The sequence below is a fragment of the Lentzea sp. NBRC 102530 genome, from assembly GCF_030269365.1.
GTDB lineage: Bacteria > Actinomycetota > Actinomycetes > Mycobacteriales > Pseudonocardiaceae > Lentzea.
This window is the reverse complement of sequence record NZ_BSTF01000005.1, coordinates 217741-232297: the sequence shown is the minus strand read 5'-3', so window position 1 is coordinate 232297 and position 14557 is coordinate 217741. Positions and strand designations below refer to the sequence as shown.

13 protein-coding genes and 1 riboswitch are annotated in these 14557 nt (G+C 70.0%); of the genes, 4 read left to right on the top strand and 9 right to left on the bottom strand.

The features are described 5' to 3' along the window. The first annotated feature begins 206 nt into the window (after positions 1–206). Positions 207–1043 (top strand): Lrp/AsnC family transcriptional regulator, encoded by an 837-nt coding sequence (locus tag QSK25_RS15410; RefSeq protein ID WP_285638922.1) that lies wholly within the window; start codon positions 207–209, stop codon positions 1041–1043. Here QSK25_RS15410 and QSK25_RS15405 read toward each other — a convergent pair. Beyond that, positions 1040–1828: an inositol monophosphatase family protein gene (locus QSK25_RS15405; RefSeq protein WP_285638921.1), complete on the bottom strand. Its 789-nt coding sequence runs from the start codon at positions 1826–1828 to the stop codon at positions 1040–1042. The genes QSK25_RS15410 and QSK25_RS15405 overlap by 4 nt on opposite strands. Here QSK25_RS15405 and QSK25_RS15400 point away from each other — a divergent pair. Continuing rightward, the gene (locus QSK25_RS15400) at positions 1827–2723 is read left to right on the top strand and encodes a LysR family transcriptional regulator (protein ID WP_285638919.1); all 897 of its coding nucleotides are present in this window, start codon (positions 1827–1829) and stop codon (positions 2721–2723) included. The two genes, QSK25_RS15405 and QSK25_RS15400, sit on opposite strands and share 2 nt — an antisense overlap. Here QSK25_RS15400 and QSK25_RS15395 read toward each other — a convergent pair. From QSK25_RS15395 to QSK25_RS15375, 5 genes are all read right to left on the bottom strand, one after another. Next, positions 2712–3302 carry an NAD(P)-dependent oxidoreductase gene (locus QSK25_RS15395; RefSeq protein WP_285638918.1) on the bottom strand — a complete coding sequence of 197 codons (591 nt, stop codon included), beginning with the start codon at positions 3300–3302 and terminating at the stop codon, positions 2712–2714. The genes QSK25_RS15400 and QSK25_RS15395 overlap by 12 nt on opposite strands. Before the next feature lie 73 nt (positions 3303–3375). Further along, on the bottom strand, positions 3376–4260 hold the full coding sequence (locus QSK25_RS15390; RefSeq protein WP_285639388.1) for an RluA family pseudouridine synthase: 885 nt from the start codon (positions 4258–4260) through the stop codon (positions 3376–3378). 97 nt (positions 4261–4357) lie between these two features. Further along, on the bottom strand, positions 4358–5137 hold the full coding sequence (lspA, locus tag QSK25_RS15385) for a signal peptidase II (protein WP_352235888.1): 780 nt from the start codon (positions 5135–5137) through the stop codon (positions 4358–4360). Between the two features lie 23 nt (positions 5138–5160). Then, positions 5161–6492: an aminotransferase class V-fold PLP-dependent enzyme gene (locus QSK25_RS15380; protein ID WP_285638915.1), complete on the bottom strand. Its 1332-nt coding sequence runs from the start codon at positions 6490–6492 to the stop codon at positions 5161–5163. Between the two features lie 35 nt (positions 6493–6527). Next, positions 6528–6642: riboswitch (SAM riboswitch) on the bottom strand. 73 nt (positions 6643–6715) lie between these two features. Then, a complete protein-coding gene (locus QSK25_RS15375; RefSeq protein ID WP_285638913.1) occupies positions 6716–8203 on the bottom strand; it encodes a potassium/proton antiporter in 1488 nt (495 codons plus the stop codon). A gap of 131 nt (positions 8204–8334) precedes the next feature. Here QSK25_RS15375 and QSK25_RS15370 point away from each other — a divergent pair, with 131 nt between their 5' ends. Beyond that, positions 8335–9267: a M28 family metallopeptidase gene (locus QSK25_RS15370; protein ID WP_285638911.1), complete on the top strand. Its 933-nt coding sequence runs from the start codon at positions 8335–8337 to the stop codon at positions 9265–9267. On the opposite strand, the gene QSK25_RS15365 is transcribed toward QSK25_RS15370, so the two are convergent. Further along, positions 9268–9804 carry a TetR/AcrR family transcriptional regulator gene (locus tag QSK25_RS15365; protein ID WP_285638909.1) on the bottom strand — a complete coding sequence of 179 codons (537 nt, stop codon included), beginning with the start codon at positions 9802–9804 and terminating at the stop codon, positions 9268–9270. Positions 9805–9862: 58 nt separating this feature from the next. Between QSK25_RS15365 and QSK25_RS15360 the strand changes: the two genes are divergently transcribed. Then, positions 9863–10318, top strand: a complete 456-nt coding sequence (locus tag QSK25_RS15360) for an SRPBCC family protein (RefSeq protein WP_285638908.1) — start codon at positions 9863–9865, stop codon at positions 10316–10318. On the opposite strand, the gene QSK25_RS15355 is transcribed toward QSK25_RS15360, so the two are convergent. After that, the gene (locus QSK25_RS15355) at positions 10300–11289 is read right to left on the bottom strand and encodes a hypothetical protein (protein ID WP_285638906.1); all 990 of its coding nucleotides are present in this window, start codon (positions 11287–11289) and stop codon (positions 10300–10302) included. The genes QSK25_RS15360 and QSK25_RS15355 overlap by 19 nt on opposite strands. A 111-nt stretch (positions 11290–11400) precedes the next feature. Beyond that, positions 11401–14505, bottom strand: a complete 3105-nt coding sequence (gene ileS / locus QSK25_RS15350) for an isoleucine--tRNA ligase (protein ID WP_285638905.1) — start codon at positions 14503–14505, stop codon at positions 11401–11403. Positions 14506–14557 lie beyond the last annotated feature (52 nt).

Sequence of the window (14557 nt, the reverse complement as noted above, 5' to 3'; positions counted from 1 at the left end):
ACCCCCTTGTGTAGCAAGCGTTTTCGCGCGACCAAGGGACTATCACGTCCAAGCGCCAGCCAACCCTACAGCCTGAGCGGACCGCTCATCACGACCGGCACGCCCCAGAGGACAAACCGCCAGGTGGCACTGCCGGACTTGTCGCCTTGATCTCGATCGGGTACGCGGTGGCGCCGTGATCCAGAGCGGCGGGTAGCGTTCTTTTCGTGGTGGCCCCCGATCCCGTAGACGCTCGCCTGCTCGCCGTTCTCGCCGAGTCGGGCCGCGCCGCCGTGCACGAGATCGCCCAGCGCCTGGGCATGGACCCGCGCGAGGCCGCCATGCGCCTGATCACGCTCTCGGGCAGCGGCCTGCCGTTGCTGGTGGGCGTGGAGTGCGACCCGAACGGCCTGCGCAGGGCGTTGGCGAACGCCGCCGCGTACGGCAACTACCTGGGCCCGCCGCCGTCCGGTCCGTACGCCGTGCACCAGAGCGGGCCGCACCCGGTGCAGCAGCCGTACGGTCCGCAGGGGCCGGTCAGCCAGCCGTTCCCGGCCCAGCCGCAGCCCCAGCAGACGTGGGGCCCGCCCCAGTCCGCCGGGTGGGTGCGCGCGGACCAGCCGCAGCCCAAGCCGGTCGTGTCGCGGACCGGCAAGGTCGGTTCGGCGCTGGAGGCGGACAGCCTCGAGGGCGCCCGCCTGTCGATCCAACTGGTCGAGGTCGTGGACCCGGCCGACTTCCTGTTCACCGCCGCCGGCTACAAGCTCGCCGAGGGCGAACGGGCCGTGGTCGTGCACACCGAGGTGACGAACACCTCGCAGGTCGCCTACACCTCGCTGCCGGACATGTACCTGGTGCTGGTGACGAAGACCGGCGAGACCGTGACGAAGGCGCCGGTGTCGCTGTCGTCACGGCCCGCGCACAAGCTCGGTGTGCAGCCCGGCGAGACCGCGGGCGGGCACAGCGTGTTCGTGCTGCCGGACGCGACCGAGATCATCCAGGTCCGGTGGAGCGTGCGGCCCGAGGTCGACCTCAACACCCTCGTGTGGACCGTCGAGGACTAACCGAGCACTTCCAGCGCCTTGGCGTGCACGCCCGGTGCGGCCGCGAGGTACTCACGCGTGGTCAGGTCCCACGGCTTGCCGTCGAGGTCCGTGACCGTGCCGCCTGCTTCCTGCACCAACAACACACCTGAGGCATGCGCGCGCACGTTGTCGTACTGCCAGTGCGCGTCCATGCGTCCCGCCGCCACCTGTGCGAGCTGGTGGCTGACCGGAACGGAGATGCGCACGTACAGGGCGTGCTTGGCCATCGCCGCGTAGGAGGTGCCGACCCGGTCGGCCATCTCCGGGCCCTGACCTGGCTGCGCCTGGCCGGTGCCGACCAGGGCGCCGTTCAGCTCGGTCTTGTCCGAGACGCCGATGCGGACGCCGTTGAGGAACGCCCCTCCGCCCTCGGTGGCGGTGAACATCTCGTCGAACAGCGGGAAGTGGAGGACGGCCAGGACCGGGCGGCCGTCGCGGACGAGGCTGACGCCGATGTTCCAGTCGGTCATGCCGTGGACGGCGTTCATGTTGCCGCCGACCGGGTCGATCAGCCACCACTCGCCGTCGGGCAGCGGGCCGGAGCCGTGTTCGTCGTCGAGCCAGCGGGCCTGCGGGTTGATCTCCTTCAGCGCGGGTTCGAGCAGGTCGACGACGGCGGCGTCGTTGGCCTGGACGGCAGCGACGATCTCGGCGAGAGACGAGGTGCGGGACTCCGTCGAGTAACGCTTCAGCATGCGGGCGCCGGCGGCGCGAACGGCTGCGGTGGTGGCGGCGATCATGGCTTCCTCCAAGATGACGGTCATGCAAGCGGATCTGAACCTGCTGGTCGTGCTGGACGCCCTCCTCGAGGAGGGCAGCGTGATGGGGGCGGCGGAACGGCTGCACCTGTCGTCGCCCGCGGTCAGCCGGACGCTCGGGCGGATCCGGAAGGTGACCGGCGACGACATCCTCGTGCGGACCGGCCACACGATGACGCCCACGCCGTACGCCCTCGGGATCGCCGAGGAGGTGCGGCGGCTGGTGCGGGAGGCCAACGCCGTGCTGGCGCCCAGCCGGGAGCTGGACCTGGACGGGTTGGAGCGGACGTTCACGGTGCGGTGTCACGACGCCCTCGCCTCGTCGGTGGTGCCGGCTCTGGTCGGGCGGGTCGCGGAACGGGCGCCCGGCGTGCGGTTGCGGGTGCTGGCCGAGCACTCCGGCGACACCGACGACCTGCGGCACGGGCGGGTGGACCTCGAACTCGGGGGTGGGGTGCCGGACCTGCCCGAGTACCGGTCGGAGACGCTCGGGACCGATCCGCTCGCCGTGGTGATGCGGCGTGGGCATCCGTGCGACGAACTGGATCTGCGCGCGTATGCGACCTATCCGCACGTGGTGGTGTCACGGCGGGGGCGGTTCAGCGCGTCGATCGACGCGGTGCTGGAACGGGACGGGTTGCGGCGCAAGGTGATCGCGACGGTGGCGACGGTGCACTCGGCGTTGCAGATCGCGGCGGCCAGTGATGCGCTCGTCACCACGACGACGATCCTGTGCGGACCGTTGATCGAGGCGTTCGGGCTGGTCACACGGCCGTTGCCGGTCGAGTCACCGGAGGCGCCGATCCACTGCAACTGGCACCAGCGGTACGACTCGGACCTCGCTCACGCGTGGTTGCGCGAGCAGGTCGGGGAGATCGTCGAGCAGGCGCTAGCCCGCTAGCGGCAACGCCACCGCGCCGGCGAAGCGGGGGTTCTCGGCCTCGTCGAGCATCGCGGCGGCCACGGTCTCCCGGCTGATCTTCGCGCCCAGGTCGAACGGCGGCGCCTCGTCGAGGCCGACCGTGCGGCCGGGCCGGTAGGGCTCGTCGGTGAGCACGCCCGCGTGGAACACGGTGCCGCCGGCGGCGAGGACGGCGTCGTCGGCCGCGACCTTGTCCGGGATGCGGTCGCCGAAGAACTTCCACAGGACCTCGGCGCCCTCGCCCGCCGCCTGGGCCGAGGCGCCCGTGCCGTACGCGCCGAGCCAGATGATCCGGCGCGGACCTGCGGCGATGACGGCCTGTGCGCCCTCGGAGAGCACGCCGGGGCGGTCGGTGCCGAGGCCGGACAGGACGACCGTGCCGGGGTCGACGGTCAACGGTCCGCTCGCGTCGCCCGTGACCTTGCGGAGGTTCGGGTGGTCGAGGGCGATGCGCGAGACGTCGCGGGCGATCGCGGTGACGGTGTGACCGCGGTCGAGGGCCTGGCGGGTGAGGGCGGAACCGGTGCGGCCCGAGGCCGCGAGGATGGTCAGGTGCATGACCGAAACGCTATTGAGCACACCGATTAACATCAAGTGCAACGTCATCAACCGGTGATTTACTCAGACGCAATCAGCCTTCTTCGCGCAGCTTCTCCAACGCCGTGGCGAGGTCTTCCGGGTAGGCCGACGTGAACGTGACCCACTCGCCGGTGCCGGGGTGGTGGAACCCGAGCTGGTGCGCGTGCAGCCACTGCCGCGTCACACCCAGACGCTTGGCCAGCGTCGGGTCGGCGCCGTACGTCAGGTCGCCCACGCACGGGTGGTGCAGCGCGGAGAAGTGCACGCGGATCTGGTGCGTGCGGCCGGTCTCCAGGTGCACCTCGACGAGAGAGGCGGCGCGGAACGCCTCCATCACCTCGTAGTGCGTGATGGACGGCTTGCCGGAGTTCATCACCGCGAACTTGTAGTCGTGCTTCGGGTGACGGTCGATCGGCGCGTCGATGGTGCCCTTGATCGGGTCCGGGTGGCCCTGCACGATCGCGTGGTAGACCTTGTCGACGGTCCGCTCCTTGAAGGCGTGCTTCAAAGCCGAGTAAGCGGATTCGGACTTCGCGACCACCATCACGCCGGTCGTGCCGACGTCGAGCCGGTGCACGACGCCCTGGCGTTCGGCGGCACCGGACGTGGCGACGCGGTGACCGGCGGCGGCGAGCCCGCCCACGACGGTCGGGCCGGTCCAGCCGGGCGACGGGTGCACGGCGACGCCGACGGGCTTGTCGACGACGATGATGTCGTCGTCCTCGTGGATGATCTCCAGGCCCTCGACCGGGATGGCCTGCACGGTGATCGGCTGCGGCGGCGCGGGCAGCGTGATCTCGAGCATCGACCCGGCGGTCAGCCGGTCGGACTTGCCCACGACCCGGCCGTCGACCAGCACGTCGTCGGCGTCGGCGATGGCCGCGACGGCGGTGCGGGACAGGCCGAGCAGCTTCGCGAGGCCGGCGTCGACGCGCATGCCGTCCAGACCGTCGGGAATCGGCAGCGTTCGGTATCCGCTCACGCGCGGGGCCTCGACTTTCACTTGCTCTGGGACGCCTCGCGGCGCCGGGTTGCTACTTGGATTCCTGGAGGCTGTCCGGTGCCGGGACCTGCTCCTGCTCGGCGTCCGGCGCGGAGACGGGCTCGGCAACGGGTGCGGCGACCGGCTCGGGATCGTCCTCGTGCACGGTGCCGTCGTAGTCGTGCCTCATCAGCGCGAGCACGATGATCGTCGCACCGCCGCCCACGATCGCCATGTCGGCGACGTTGAACACGGGCCACACCCGGCCGTACGGGTCGAACAGCGAGAGGAAGTCCACGACGTGGCCGCGCATCGGGCCGGGCTCGCGGAACAGGCGGTCGGCGAGGTTGCCGACGGCACCGCCGAGCACCAGGCCGAGGCCGACGGCCCAGCCCTGGGAGCGGAGGTTGCGCGAGATCCAGTAGATGAACCCGGCGACACCCATCGCGATCAGCGCCAGCACCCACGTCATGCCCTCGCCCACGCCGAACGCGGCACCGGGGTTGCGCACGAACGTCAGGTACAGCACGCCGCCGAACAGCTGGATCGGGTCCGCGTCCTCCAGGAACGCCACGGACACGACCTTCGTGAGCACGTCCAGGGCCAGCACGCCGGCCGCCAGGACCGCGAGGACCTTCGTCTTCAGCTCCGGCAGCGACCCCGTGAACGAGAAACCCTCGTCCTCGTCGTCGTCCGCCTCGGCCGAGGACTTCGCGGGCTCGTCCCCGACGGGTACCTCGATCACCGGAGTCGCGACCGTCTCAGGCTCGCTGACCTGCGCCTCGGCAGGTTTCTCAGCGGCCTTCTCCGCGGCCTTGGACTCGTCACTCACCAGGTCATTGTCCACTACAGGGACTACGCGAGGAACGGCGGCAGGGTTCGGCCGTCGTCCTCGGGCACCCAGCGGCCGTCCTGCTGGGTGTAGGTCCACTTCGGACCTTCGGTCACGAGCGAGCGCAGCGCGGCCACGAGACGGTCCACGTGCTCGGCCGTGGTGCCGAGGCCGATCGACGCCCGCACCGCACGCTGCTCGTGCGATCCGACCTGCTTGACCAGGCGGCCCACGATGACGTGCGCGCAGAACGCCCCGTCGCGCACGCCGATGCCGTACTCGGCGGACAGCGCGGCGGCGAGGAAACCGGCGTCGAAGCCGGAGACCGTGAAGCTCACGACACCGACCTTGTCGGCGTCGGTGAGGATCTTCAGCTCGCGGAAGCCGGGGATCGTGCGCAGGCCCTCGCGCAGCCGAACCAGCAGCTCCTGCTCGTGCGCGATCGTCTGCTCCCAGTGCCGCGACAGGATCTCGCAGGCCGCGGCCAGGGCGTGCACGCCGACGACGTTCGGGCTGCCTGCCTCGTGCCGCTCGGGCACCGCGGACCAGGCCACGCCCAGGCGGTCGCCGTGGTCGGTGACCTTGGAGGTCGCGCCGCCACCGACCAGGTACGGCTGGGCCTGCTGGAGCCAGTCCGCACGGCCGACCAGCACGCCCGCGCCGAACGGGGCGTAGATCTTGTGGCCGGAGAACGCGATGTAGTCGACGCCCAGCTCACGGGCGTTGATCGGGCGGTGCGGGGCGAGCTGGGCGGCGTCGAGCGCGATCCGCGCGCCGTGCCGGCGGGCGACCTTCGCGAGCTCGGCGACCGGCCACAGCTCCCCCGTGACGTTGGACGCCCCGGTGACGATCACGAGCCTCGGGCCGACCGGGGCGGCGGCAAGAGCCCGGTCCAGCGCGACGACTGCAGCGCCGGACGAAGAAGGTGCGGTGATCCGCTGAACGTTGGGACCCCTCCACGGCAGCAGCGCCGCGTGGTGCTCGCTGTCGAACAGGACGACGGCGGTGTTCTTGGGAACGCTGCGCGCCAACAGGTTCAGCGAGTCCGTGGTGTTGCGGGTGAAGACGACGGCGTCGGACGCGTGCGCCCCGACGAACCGGCGGATGCGGTCGCGGGCCTGCTCGTAGACGCGGGTCGAGACCTGCGAGGCGAACCCGGCACCGCGGTGCACGCTGGCGTACCAGGGCAGCAGCTCGTCGACGGCGTCGCGCACCTCCTGCAGACACGGCGCGGAGGCCGCGTGGTCGAGGTTGGCGTAGGTGACGCGCTCTCCGGTGACCAGCGGAACGCGCAGGTCGGCGCCGACGACAGCCGGAACCGCCGTGGTGGTGCTGGGGGTGATCGCGAGCGTCATCGAGCTGCCTCCGAGGCCAGGGGCCTTCGTGTGGAGGCCCGCGCTTGACCGGCGCCCTACGCGCCGGACCAGGTCCTCACCAAGGGCACCCCACCGCGGTTGGAGGGTTGCCGGCCAGCAAGCTTGGGCTTGACGCTGGCTCTCATGACCTGCCGACGACGTTAGCGGAGGGTGACCGCGCCGTCGACACCCCGATCACATCGTGAGAAGCCTCGGAGACCGACTAATCGCCGGTCTCGCCCTTCCACCTGGCGTAGCGGCCCGCCCGGTCGACGGCGCGTATGCGCCGCTCAGCGGCGTCACGCGTCTCCTCGGTGGTGACGATCAGCAACTGGTCCTCGGTCTGCAGCCGGGTCGTCGGCTGTGGCGTGAAACTCTTCCCCGAGCGCACCACGAGGCTGACCGTGGCACCGCTGGGCAGCCGCAGTTCGGACATGTAGACGCCGTGCAGCTTCGAGCCGCGCTGGATGTGCACCTGGAGCAGCTCGGCGCCGAGCTCGTCGAGCGGGGACGAGTCGACCTGGACCTCCAGCGCCTCCCCCGTCTTCACCAGGCCGAGGCGCCGCGCGAGCAACGGCAGCGTCGTGCCTTGCACGATCGTCAGCACGATGACCAGCAGGAACACCACGTCGACGAGTTGCCGGGCGCCCTCGACGCCCTGGATCAGCGGGATCAGCGCGAACACGATCGGCACGGCGCCGCGCAGCCCCGACCAGGAGAGGAACGCCTGTTCCCGCCACGGCACCTTGAACGGCAACGAGGCCAGCACCACCGACAGCGGCCGCGCCACGAACGTCAGCACCACGCCCGCGACCAGCGCGGGGAACAGCACGTCGAGCAGGCGTTGCGGGGAGGCGTAGAGGCCGAGGAGCACGAAGAGGCCGATCTGGGCGAGCCAGCCGAGGCCTTCGGCGAACGAGAGGGTGTCGGCGCGGTGCGGCAGGCGGGCGTTGCCCAGGACCAGCGCGGCGACGTAGGTGGCGAGGAAACCGGACGCGTGCACGAGGTCACCGGCCGTGTAGGCCAGCACGCACACCGCCACCGTGGCGAGCGGGTACAGACCGGTGGAGGGCAGCGCCGCGCGTCTGAGCCCCGCACCGCCGAGGAACCCCAGCGCCACGCCGATCAACGCGCCCGCACCCAGTTCGTAGATCACCAGCAGCGGTGCGGTCCAGGAGATCTGGTCCGACGAGGCCAGCAGCACGACGGCGATGTAGACGGGCGCGTCGTTGAGACCGGACTCGAGTTCGAGCGCGCCGGTCAGCCGCGCCCCGACCCCCAACGAGCGCAGGACGCTGAACACGGCGGCCGCGTCCGTGGACGACAGCACCGCGCCCCACAGCAACGCCATCCGCCAGTCGAGGCCCAGCAGGAAGTGCAACGCCGTGCCGGTGACGGCGACGCTGACCGCGACGGCCACTGTGGACAGTGCGACGCCCAGCCACAGCGACGACTTCACGGCGTTCCACCGGGTCGTGATGCCGCCCTCGGTCAGGATCAGCACGAGCGCGGCGATGCCGAGGGACTGCGTGAGGTCGGCGTCGTCGAACTTGATGCCGACGACCGACTCGCCGAGCAGCACGCCGATGCCGAGGTAGAGCAGGAGCGAGGGCAGCCCGAGCCGCGTCGACACGCGCACCGCGATCACCGAGATCAGCAGCACGGCCGCACCGATGCCCAGGACCGCCGTCACGTCACCCACCTGGACCATTCTGGTTGATCACCCTCGATTCCGACGAATCAGACGAGTTAACAACTCCCGCCGATCGCCCCTACCGGGCCCATGCACGACGGAGCATGTTGATCAGTGGCTCAATCCCTAACCCTGCACGGAGTTGAACCATGAGGATCCTGATCGCGCTGGCGGCCGCCTTGATGGTGACCGGAGTTACCTCAGCGCAAGCAGCGGCGCCTGCGGCACTGGCGGCGCCGAACATCAACGTCGCGAACGTACAAGCTCACCTCAACCAGTTCCAGTCCATCGCGAACGCCAACGGCGGCAACCGCGCGCATGGACGACCGGGGTACCTGGCCTCGATCAACTGGGTGAAGAGCAAGCTCGACGCGGCCGGCTACACCACGCGCGTCCAGTCGTTCACCTCGAACGGCGCGACGGGCTACAACCTGATCGCCGACTACCCCGGCGGTGACCCGAACAACGTCGTGATGGTCGGCGGCCACCTCGACAGCGTCTCGGCGGGCCCCGGCATCAACGACAACGGCACCGGCTCGGCGTCGATCCTGGAGATCGCGCTCCAGGTGAAGGCCACCGGTTTCCAGCCGACCAAGCACCTGCGGTTCGGCTGGTGGGGCGCGGAGGAACTCGGCCTCGTCGGCTCGACGTACTACGTGAACTCCCTGTCGTCGACCGAGAAGTCGAAGATCAAGGCGTACCTGAACTTCGACATGACCGGCTCGCCCAACCCCGGCTACTTCGTCTACAGCTCCTCCGGCCAGCCCACCGGTTCGGCGGCGCTGACGCAGCGGCTGCAGGCGGGCTTCACCGCGCTGGGCGTGCAGACCGAGCTGACGAACGTCGGTGGCCGCTCCGACCACGCGGCGTTCGCCCGCGCGGGCATCCCGACCGGTGGCACCTTCACCGGCGCCGAGGGCATCAAGACCTCGGCGCAGGCCTCGAAGTGGGGCGGCACGGCGGGCCAGGCGTTCGACCGCTGCTACCACCGCTCCTGCGACACCACGTCGAACGTCAACGCGACGGCGCTCGACCGCAACGCGGACGTGATCGCCTCGACCCTCTGGGCGACCGCGGCCTGATCACTTCGCGATGAGCACGCGCACGGCCTCGTCGAGCAGCGGTTCGACGAGGCCGGGCATGCTCGTCCAGAGCTGTGCCTGGCCCAGGTAGAGGCTGAACGCGATCAACGCGCGCTTCCTCGCCTGGGCCTTGCCGAACCCGAGCTCCCGGAACAACTCGGCCAGGTAGGCCACCCGCTTCTCCGTGACGCGGTGCAGCACCGGGGCGATGACCTCGTGCGTCGCGGCCGCCTGCAACGCCATCTCGACCGACCCCTTGCGGCCGCGGTCGAGCACCGTGGCGAAGAGCGTGCGGAGCTTGTCCTGCGGCGTCCGCTCGGACTCCACGAGTTCGATGACCTTCTCGGTGTGCTCCCGCTCCCACCGCTCGACCGTCGCCTGCAGCAACGCGTCGCGGTTCGGGAAGTGGTGGTACACGCTACCTTTGGTCGCCCCGGCCCGCGCCGCGAGAGGCTCGATCGCCACGGCGTTGAGCCCGCCTTCGGCCAGCGCTCTCAGCGCTATCTCAGTCCAGTCATCGCGATTCCGCCGCACCACGCTTCCATACGCTACCGTACGTTCCAGGAACATACGGTAGCGTATGGAAGGGGCTCCCATGATCAGGAACGTCCACACCCGCGACCTCGGCGTGCCCGCCGGTCCGTTCGTCGCGCGCATCCAGGAACTGTGGCCGCCCGCGTGGGGCAAGCAGGAGTTCGACCGGCCGCTGGGCGTCGGCGCCGACGGCGGGCACGGCCCGATCCGGTACCGCTGCACGGAGTTCGTGCCCGGCGAGTCGATCACCTTCGAGTTCACCCGGCTCTCGGGCACCCACACGCTGTCGGCGTCGGGGAACGTCGTCCGGCACGAACTGGTGGGCGACTTCGGCCTCGTGGCGTGGCTGCGCTGGGTGCTGGTGATCCGGTGGCTGCACGACGCGTGCCTGGAGGACATGTTCGACGGCTACGAACGCGCGGCGGGCCGGGAACCGAAGTCCCCGGCCCGCTGGTCGTGGTACGTGCGCCAGATGCGGCGCCTGTTCACCCCGAAACGTCAGCCACAACGCGCGTGAAGCGGTGTGGCGTTGTTGCTGCCCGGTCCGTCATAGGTGCCGTAGACGTCACCGTTGTCGGCCAGCACCACTCCGTACGAGAGCCTGGGTAGCAGCTCGACCTCGCCCGGCGCGTTCACCACGCCCACGTCCTGCCTGATCCAGGTCCTCCCGAGCACGCGACCCGACGCGTTCGCGTCGCGGGCGAAGTCGAGCTCGGTCAGCACCCGCACGATCTTGCCGTCGAGTCCCCACTGGACGACGTTCCTGCCGTCGAACCGGGACGACGACCAGCCGAAGATCCGGCCGTTGCTGATGATCTGCGGCACGGCGGAGTCGTGTGCCGGCAGCGTGTCGAGCCTCGTGGCCCGGCCGGCGCGGTCCCAGACGCGGCCCCAGGTCTGGCCGTCCGGCCGTTCCTCCTGCGCGATCACGTTGCCGCCGTCGTCGATGCCCGCCGGGACGCGCACGACACCGTCGTCCGTACCCGGCAGCATCGTCGGCGTCGTCGATCCGGCCGGCCACACCACCAGCGGCCCGCGGTCGCTGAAGGTGGGGCCGGAGATGCCCAGCACGTCGCCCGCGTTGTTGATGTGCTGGGCAGCGGCCGCTCCGACACCCCGCACCTTGCCGAGGGCCTCGCGCACGCCGTTCACGACCCGGTACGCGTCGCCCCGTTCACCGCCCGCCATGACGCCGGAGTTGTTGACGTCGCTGACGGTGTAGCCGCCGTAGCGCTCCGGCTGGAGAACACCGTCGCGCCAGGCCAGGATCGTGATGCCGCCACCGGTCGCGAGGTCGTACCCGTCGCCGAGCACCCACTCGCCGTTGTCCGACCCGCCCTTGACGTCGTAGAAGTAGAACTCGTTCCGGCTCGGCAACGGCAGTTCCTCGATCCCCCATGCACATGCGGCTTCCGCCTGTGCTGCCGCAGGCGCCACCATCGCCACGGCCAGCGCGAGAACCGAACCCAGTCTGACCAGATTTCCCATGTGCGTTCCCCCAAATCGTCTGCAACGACGACGTTAGGGATCGGGACTCACAATCCGCTCACGCGAAAGGGGCCGCCGTCCGAAGACAGCGGCCCCTTCACACGATCCCGGTCAGGCCTTCGCGACCGCGACCTTCACCTTGAGGCCGTCACCGACCGAGCCCTCGGCGGTGCCCTCACCGAACACCACCGACGACGTCAGCGTCTCCGACTGCACGAACGCCAGGTGCGGCTCCACCGCGGCGCGCACCGCGTCCGGCAGCTCCAGCGTCAGCGTGATCCGGTCGGACACGTCGAGCTGGGCGTCCTTGCGGGCCTGCTGCACCACGCGGACCAGGTCGCGCGCGAGACCCTCGGCCTCGAGCTCCGGCGTCACCGCCGTGTCGAGCACGACGACACCGGCACCACCCGGCAGCGCGGCCGTGGCGGCGGGATCCGTCGCCACCAACCGCTGTTCGTACTCACCCTCGAACAGCTCGACCCCGGCGGCCACCACTCGACCGTCCACTTCGGACCAGTCGCCGGCCTTGACGGCCTTGATGACCTTCTGCACGTTCGGGCCGAGTCGCGGCCCGGCCGCCCGCGCGTTCACGACCAGCTGGAACTGCCCGTAGGCGTCGACGTCGGTGGACAGCGACACCTCCTTGACGTTGACCTCGTCGCGCACGATCTCGGCGAAGCCCTCCAGCGAGCCGGCCACCGGCGAGGCGACCGTGAGGCGCGCCAACGGCAGCCGCACGCGCAGCTTGTTGCCCTTGCGCAGCGACAGCGCCGTCGAGCACACGTCGCGGACCTCGTCCATCGCCGCCACCAGGGCGTCGTCGGCGGGCACGTCGGACACCGACGGGAAGTCCGTCAGGTGCACCGAACGGCCACCGGTCAGCCCGCGCCACACGACCTCGGTGGTGTACGGCAGCAACGGCGCCGCCACGCGCGTGACGACCTCCAGCACGGTGTGCAGGGTGTCGATCGCGTCCTGGTCACCGTCCCAGAACCGCTGCCGCGACCGGCGCACGTACCAGTTCGTCAGCACCTCCAGGTACTCGCGCACCAGCTGGCACGCGCCGGAGATGTCGTAGACGTCCATCGCCTTCTGGACGTCGCGGACGAGGTCGTGCGTCTTCGCGAGCGCGTACCGGTCGAGCACGTTCTTCGAGTCGACGCGCCACGTGCCCTCCTTCCCGGCGGCGTTGGAGTACAACGCCAGGAAGTACCAGGAGTTCCACAGCGGCAGCACGGCCTGGCGCACCGCGTCACGGATGCCGCGCTCGGTCACCACGAGGTCGCCGCCGCGCAGGATCGGCGACGCCATGAGGAACCAGCGCATGGCGTCCGAGCCGTCGCGGTCGAAGACCTCGTTGACGTCCGGGTAGTTCTTCAGCGACTTGGACATCTTCTGGCCGTCGTCACCGAGCACGATCCCGTGCGCCACGCAGTCGCGGAACGCGGGCCGGTCGAACAACGCCGTCGCGAGCACGTGCAGCGTGTAGAACCAGCCACGCGTCTGCCCGTTGTACTCGACGATGAAGTTTCCGGGGTAGTGCTCCTCGAACCACTGTGCGTTCTCGAACGGGTAGTGCACCTGCGCGAACGACATCGAGCCCGACTCGAACCAGCAGTCGAGCACGTCCGGGATCCGGCGCATGGTCGACTGACCGCTCGGGTCGTCCGGGTTCGGCCGCGTCAGCTCGTCGATGAACGGCCGGTGCAGGTTGTCCGGGCGCACGCCGAAGTCGCGTTCCAGCTCGTCCAGCGACCCGTACACGTCCGTGCGGGGGAACTCGGGGTTGTCCGAGGTCCACACGGGCAGCGGCGAGCCCCAGTACCGGTTGCGCGAGATGTTCCAGTCGCGCGCGTTCTCGAGCCACTTGCCGAACTGGCCGTCCTTGATGTGGCCGGGCACCCAGTTGATCTCCTGGTTGAGCTCGACCATCCGGTCCTTGAACTGCGTGACCGCGACGAACCACGCCGACAGCGCGCGCTGGATCAGCGGGTTCTGGCAGCGCCAGCAGTGCGGGTACGGGTGGTCGTAGGTCTCGTGGCGCAGCAGCAGGCCCGCGTCCTTGAGGTCGCGGATGATCAGCTTGTTCGCCTCGAAGACGTGCACGCCCTGGTACGGAGCGACCTCCGCGGTGAACTTGCCGTCCGGTCCGACCGGCACGACGACCTCGATGCCCGCCGCGTCCGTCACGACCTTGTCGTCCTCACCGAACGCCGGTGCGATGTGGACGATGCCCGTGCCGTCGTCGGTGGTGACGTAGTCGGCCGTGAGGACCTGGTGCGCGTTCTCGCGGCCCACGAAGAAGTCGAACGGCGGCAGGTACTTCTTGCCGACCAGGTCCGAGCCCTTGTGGCGGGCGACGACCTCGGGCTCCTCGCCCAGCTCACGCGCGTACGCCGCGACCCGGGCCTCGGCCAGCAGGTACTTGTCGCCGTCGGAGCCCACCACGGTCACGTAGTCGACGTCCGGGTGCACGGCCGCGGCCAGGTTGCTCGGCAGCGTCCACGGCGTGGTCGTCCAGACCAGGGCCTTCTCACCGGATTCGAGGCGCAGCGCCACCGTGACGGCCGGGTCCTGCCGGTCGCGGTAGGCGTCGTCCATCTTGGTCTCGGTGTTCGACAGCGGCGTCTGGCAGCGCCAGCAGTACCAGAGCACCCGGAAGCCCTCGTAGATCAAGCCCTTGTCCCACAAGGCCTTGAACGCCCACATGACGCTTTCCATGTAGTCGAGGTCGAGCGTCTTGTAGTCGTTGTCGAAGTCGACCCACCGGGCCTGGCGCGTCACGTAGTCGCGCCACTGGTCCGTGTACTGCAGCACGGACGTGCGGCACGCCTCGTTGAACTTCTCGATGCCGAGCTCGTCGATCTCGTGCTTCTGCGTGATGCCGAGCTGCTTCTCCGCCTCGTACTCGGCGGGCATGCCGTGCGTGTCCCAGCCGAACCGGCGCTCGACGTGCTTGCCGCGCATCGTCTGGTAGCGCGGCACCACGTCCTTGACGTAGCCGGTCAGCAGGTGCCCGTAGTGCGGCAGGCCGTTCGCGAAGGGCGGGCCGTCGTAGAAGACGAACTCGTTCTCGCCGTGCTCGCCGGCCGGGTTGCGGTCGATGCTCGCCTGGAAGGTCTCGTCGTCCTTCCAGTACCCGAGCACGCCCTGCTCGAGGTTCGGAAAGGACGGCTGCGCCGGGACCTCGTTCGCTCCGGCCCTGGGGTAGGCCATCTCCACTGCTCCTCGCGGTCAAAAGTGACACGCGAGGACGACACGCCGATGT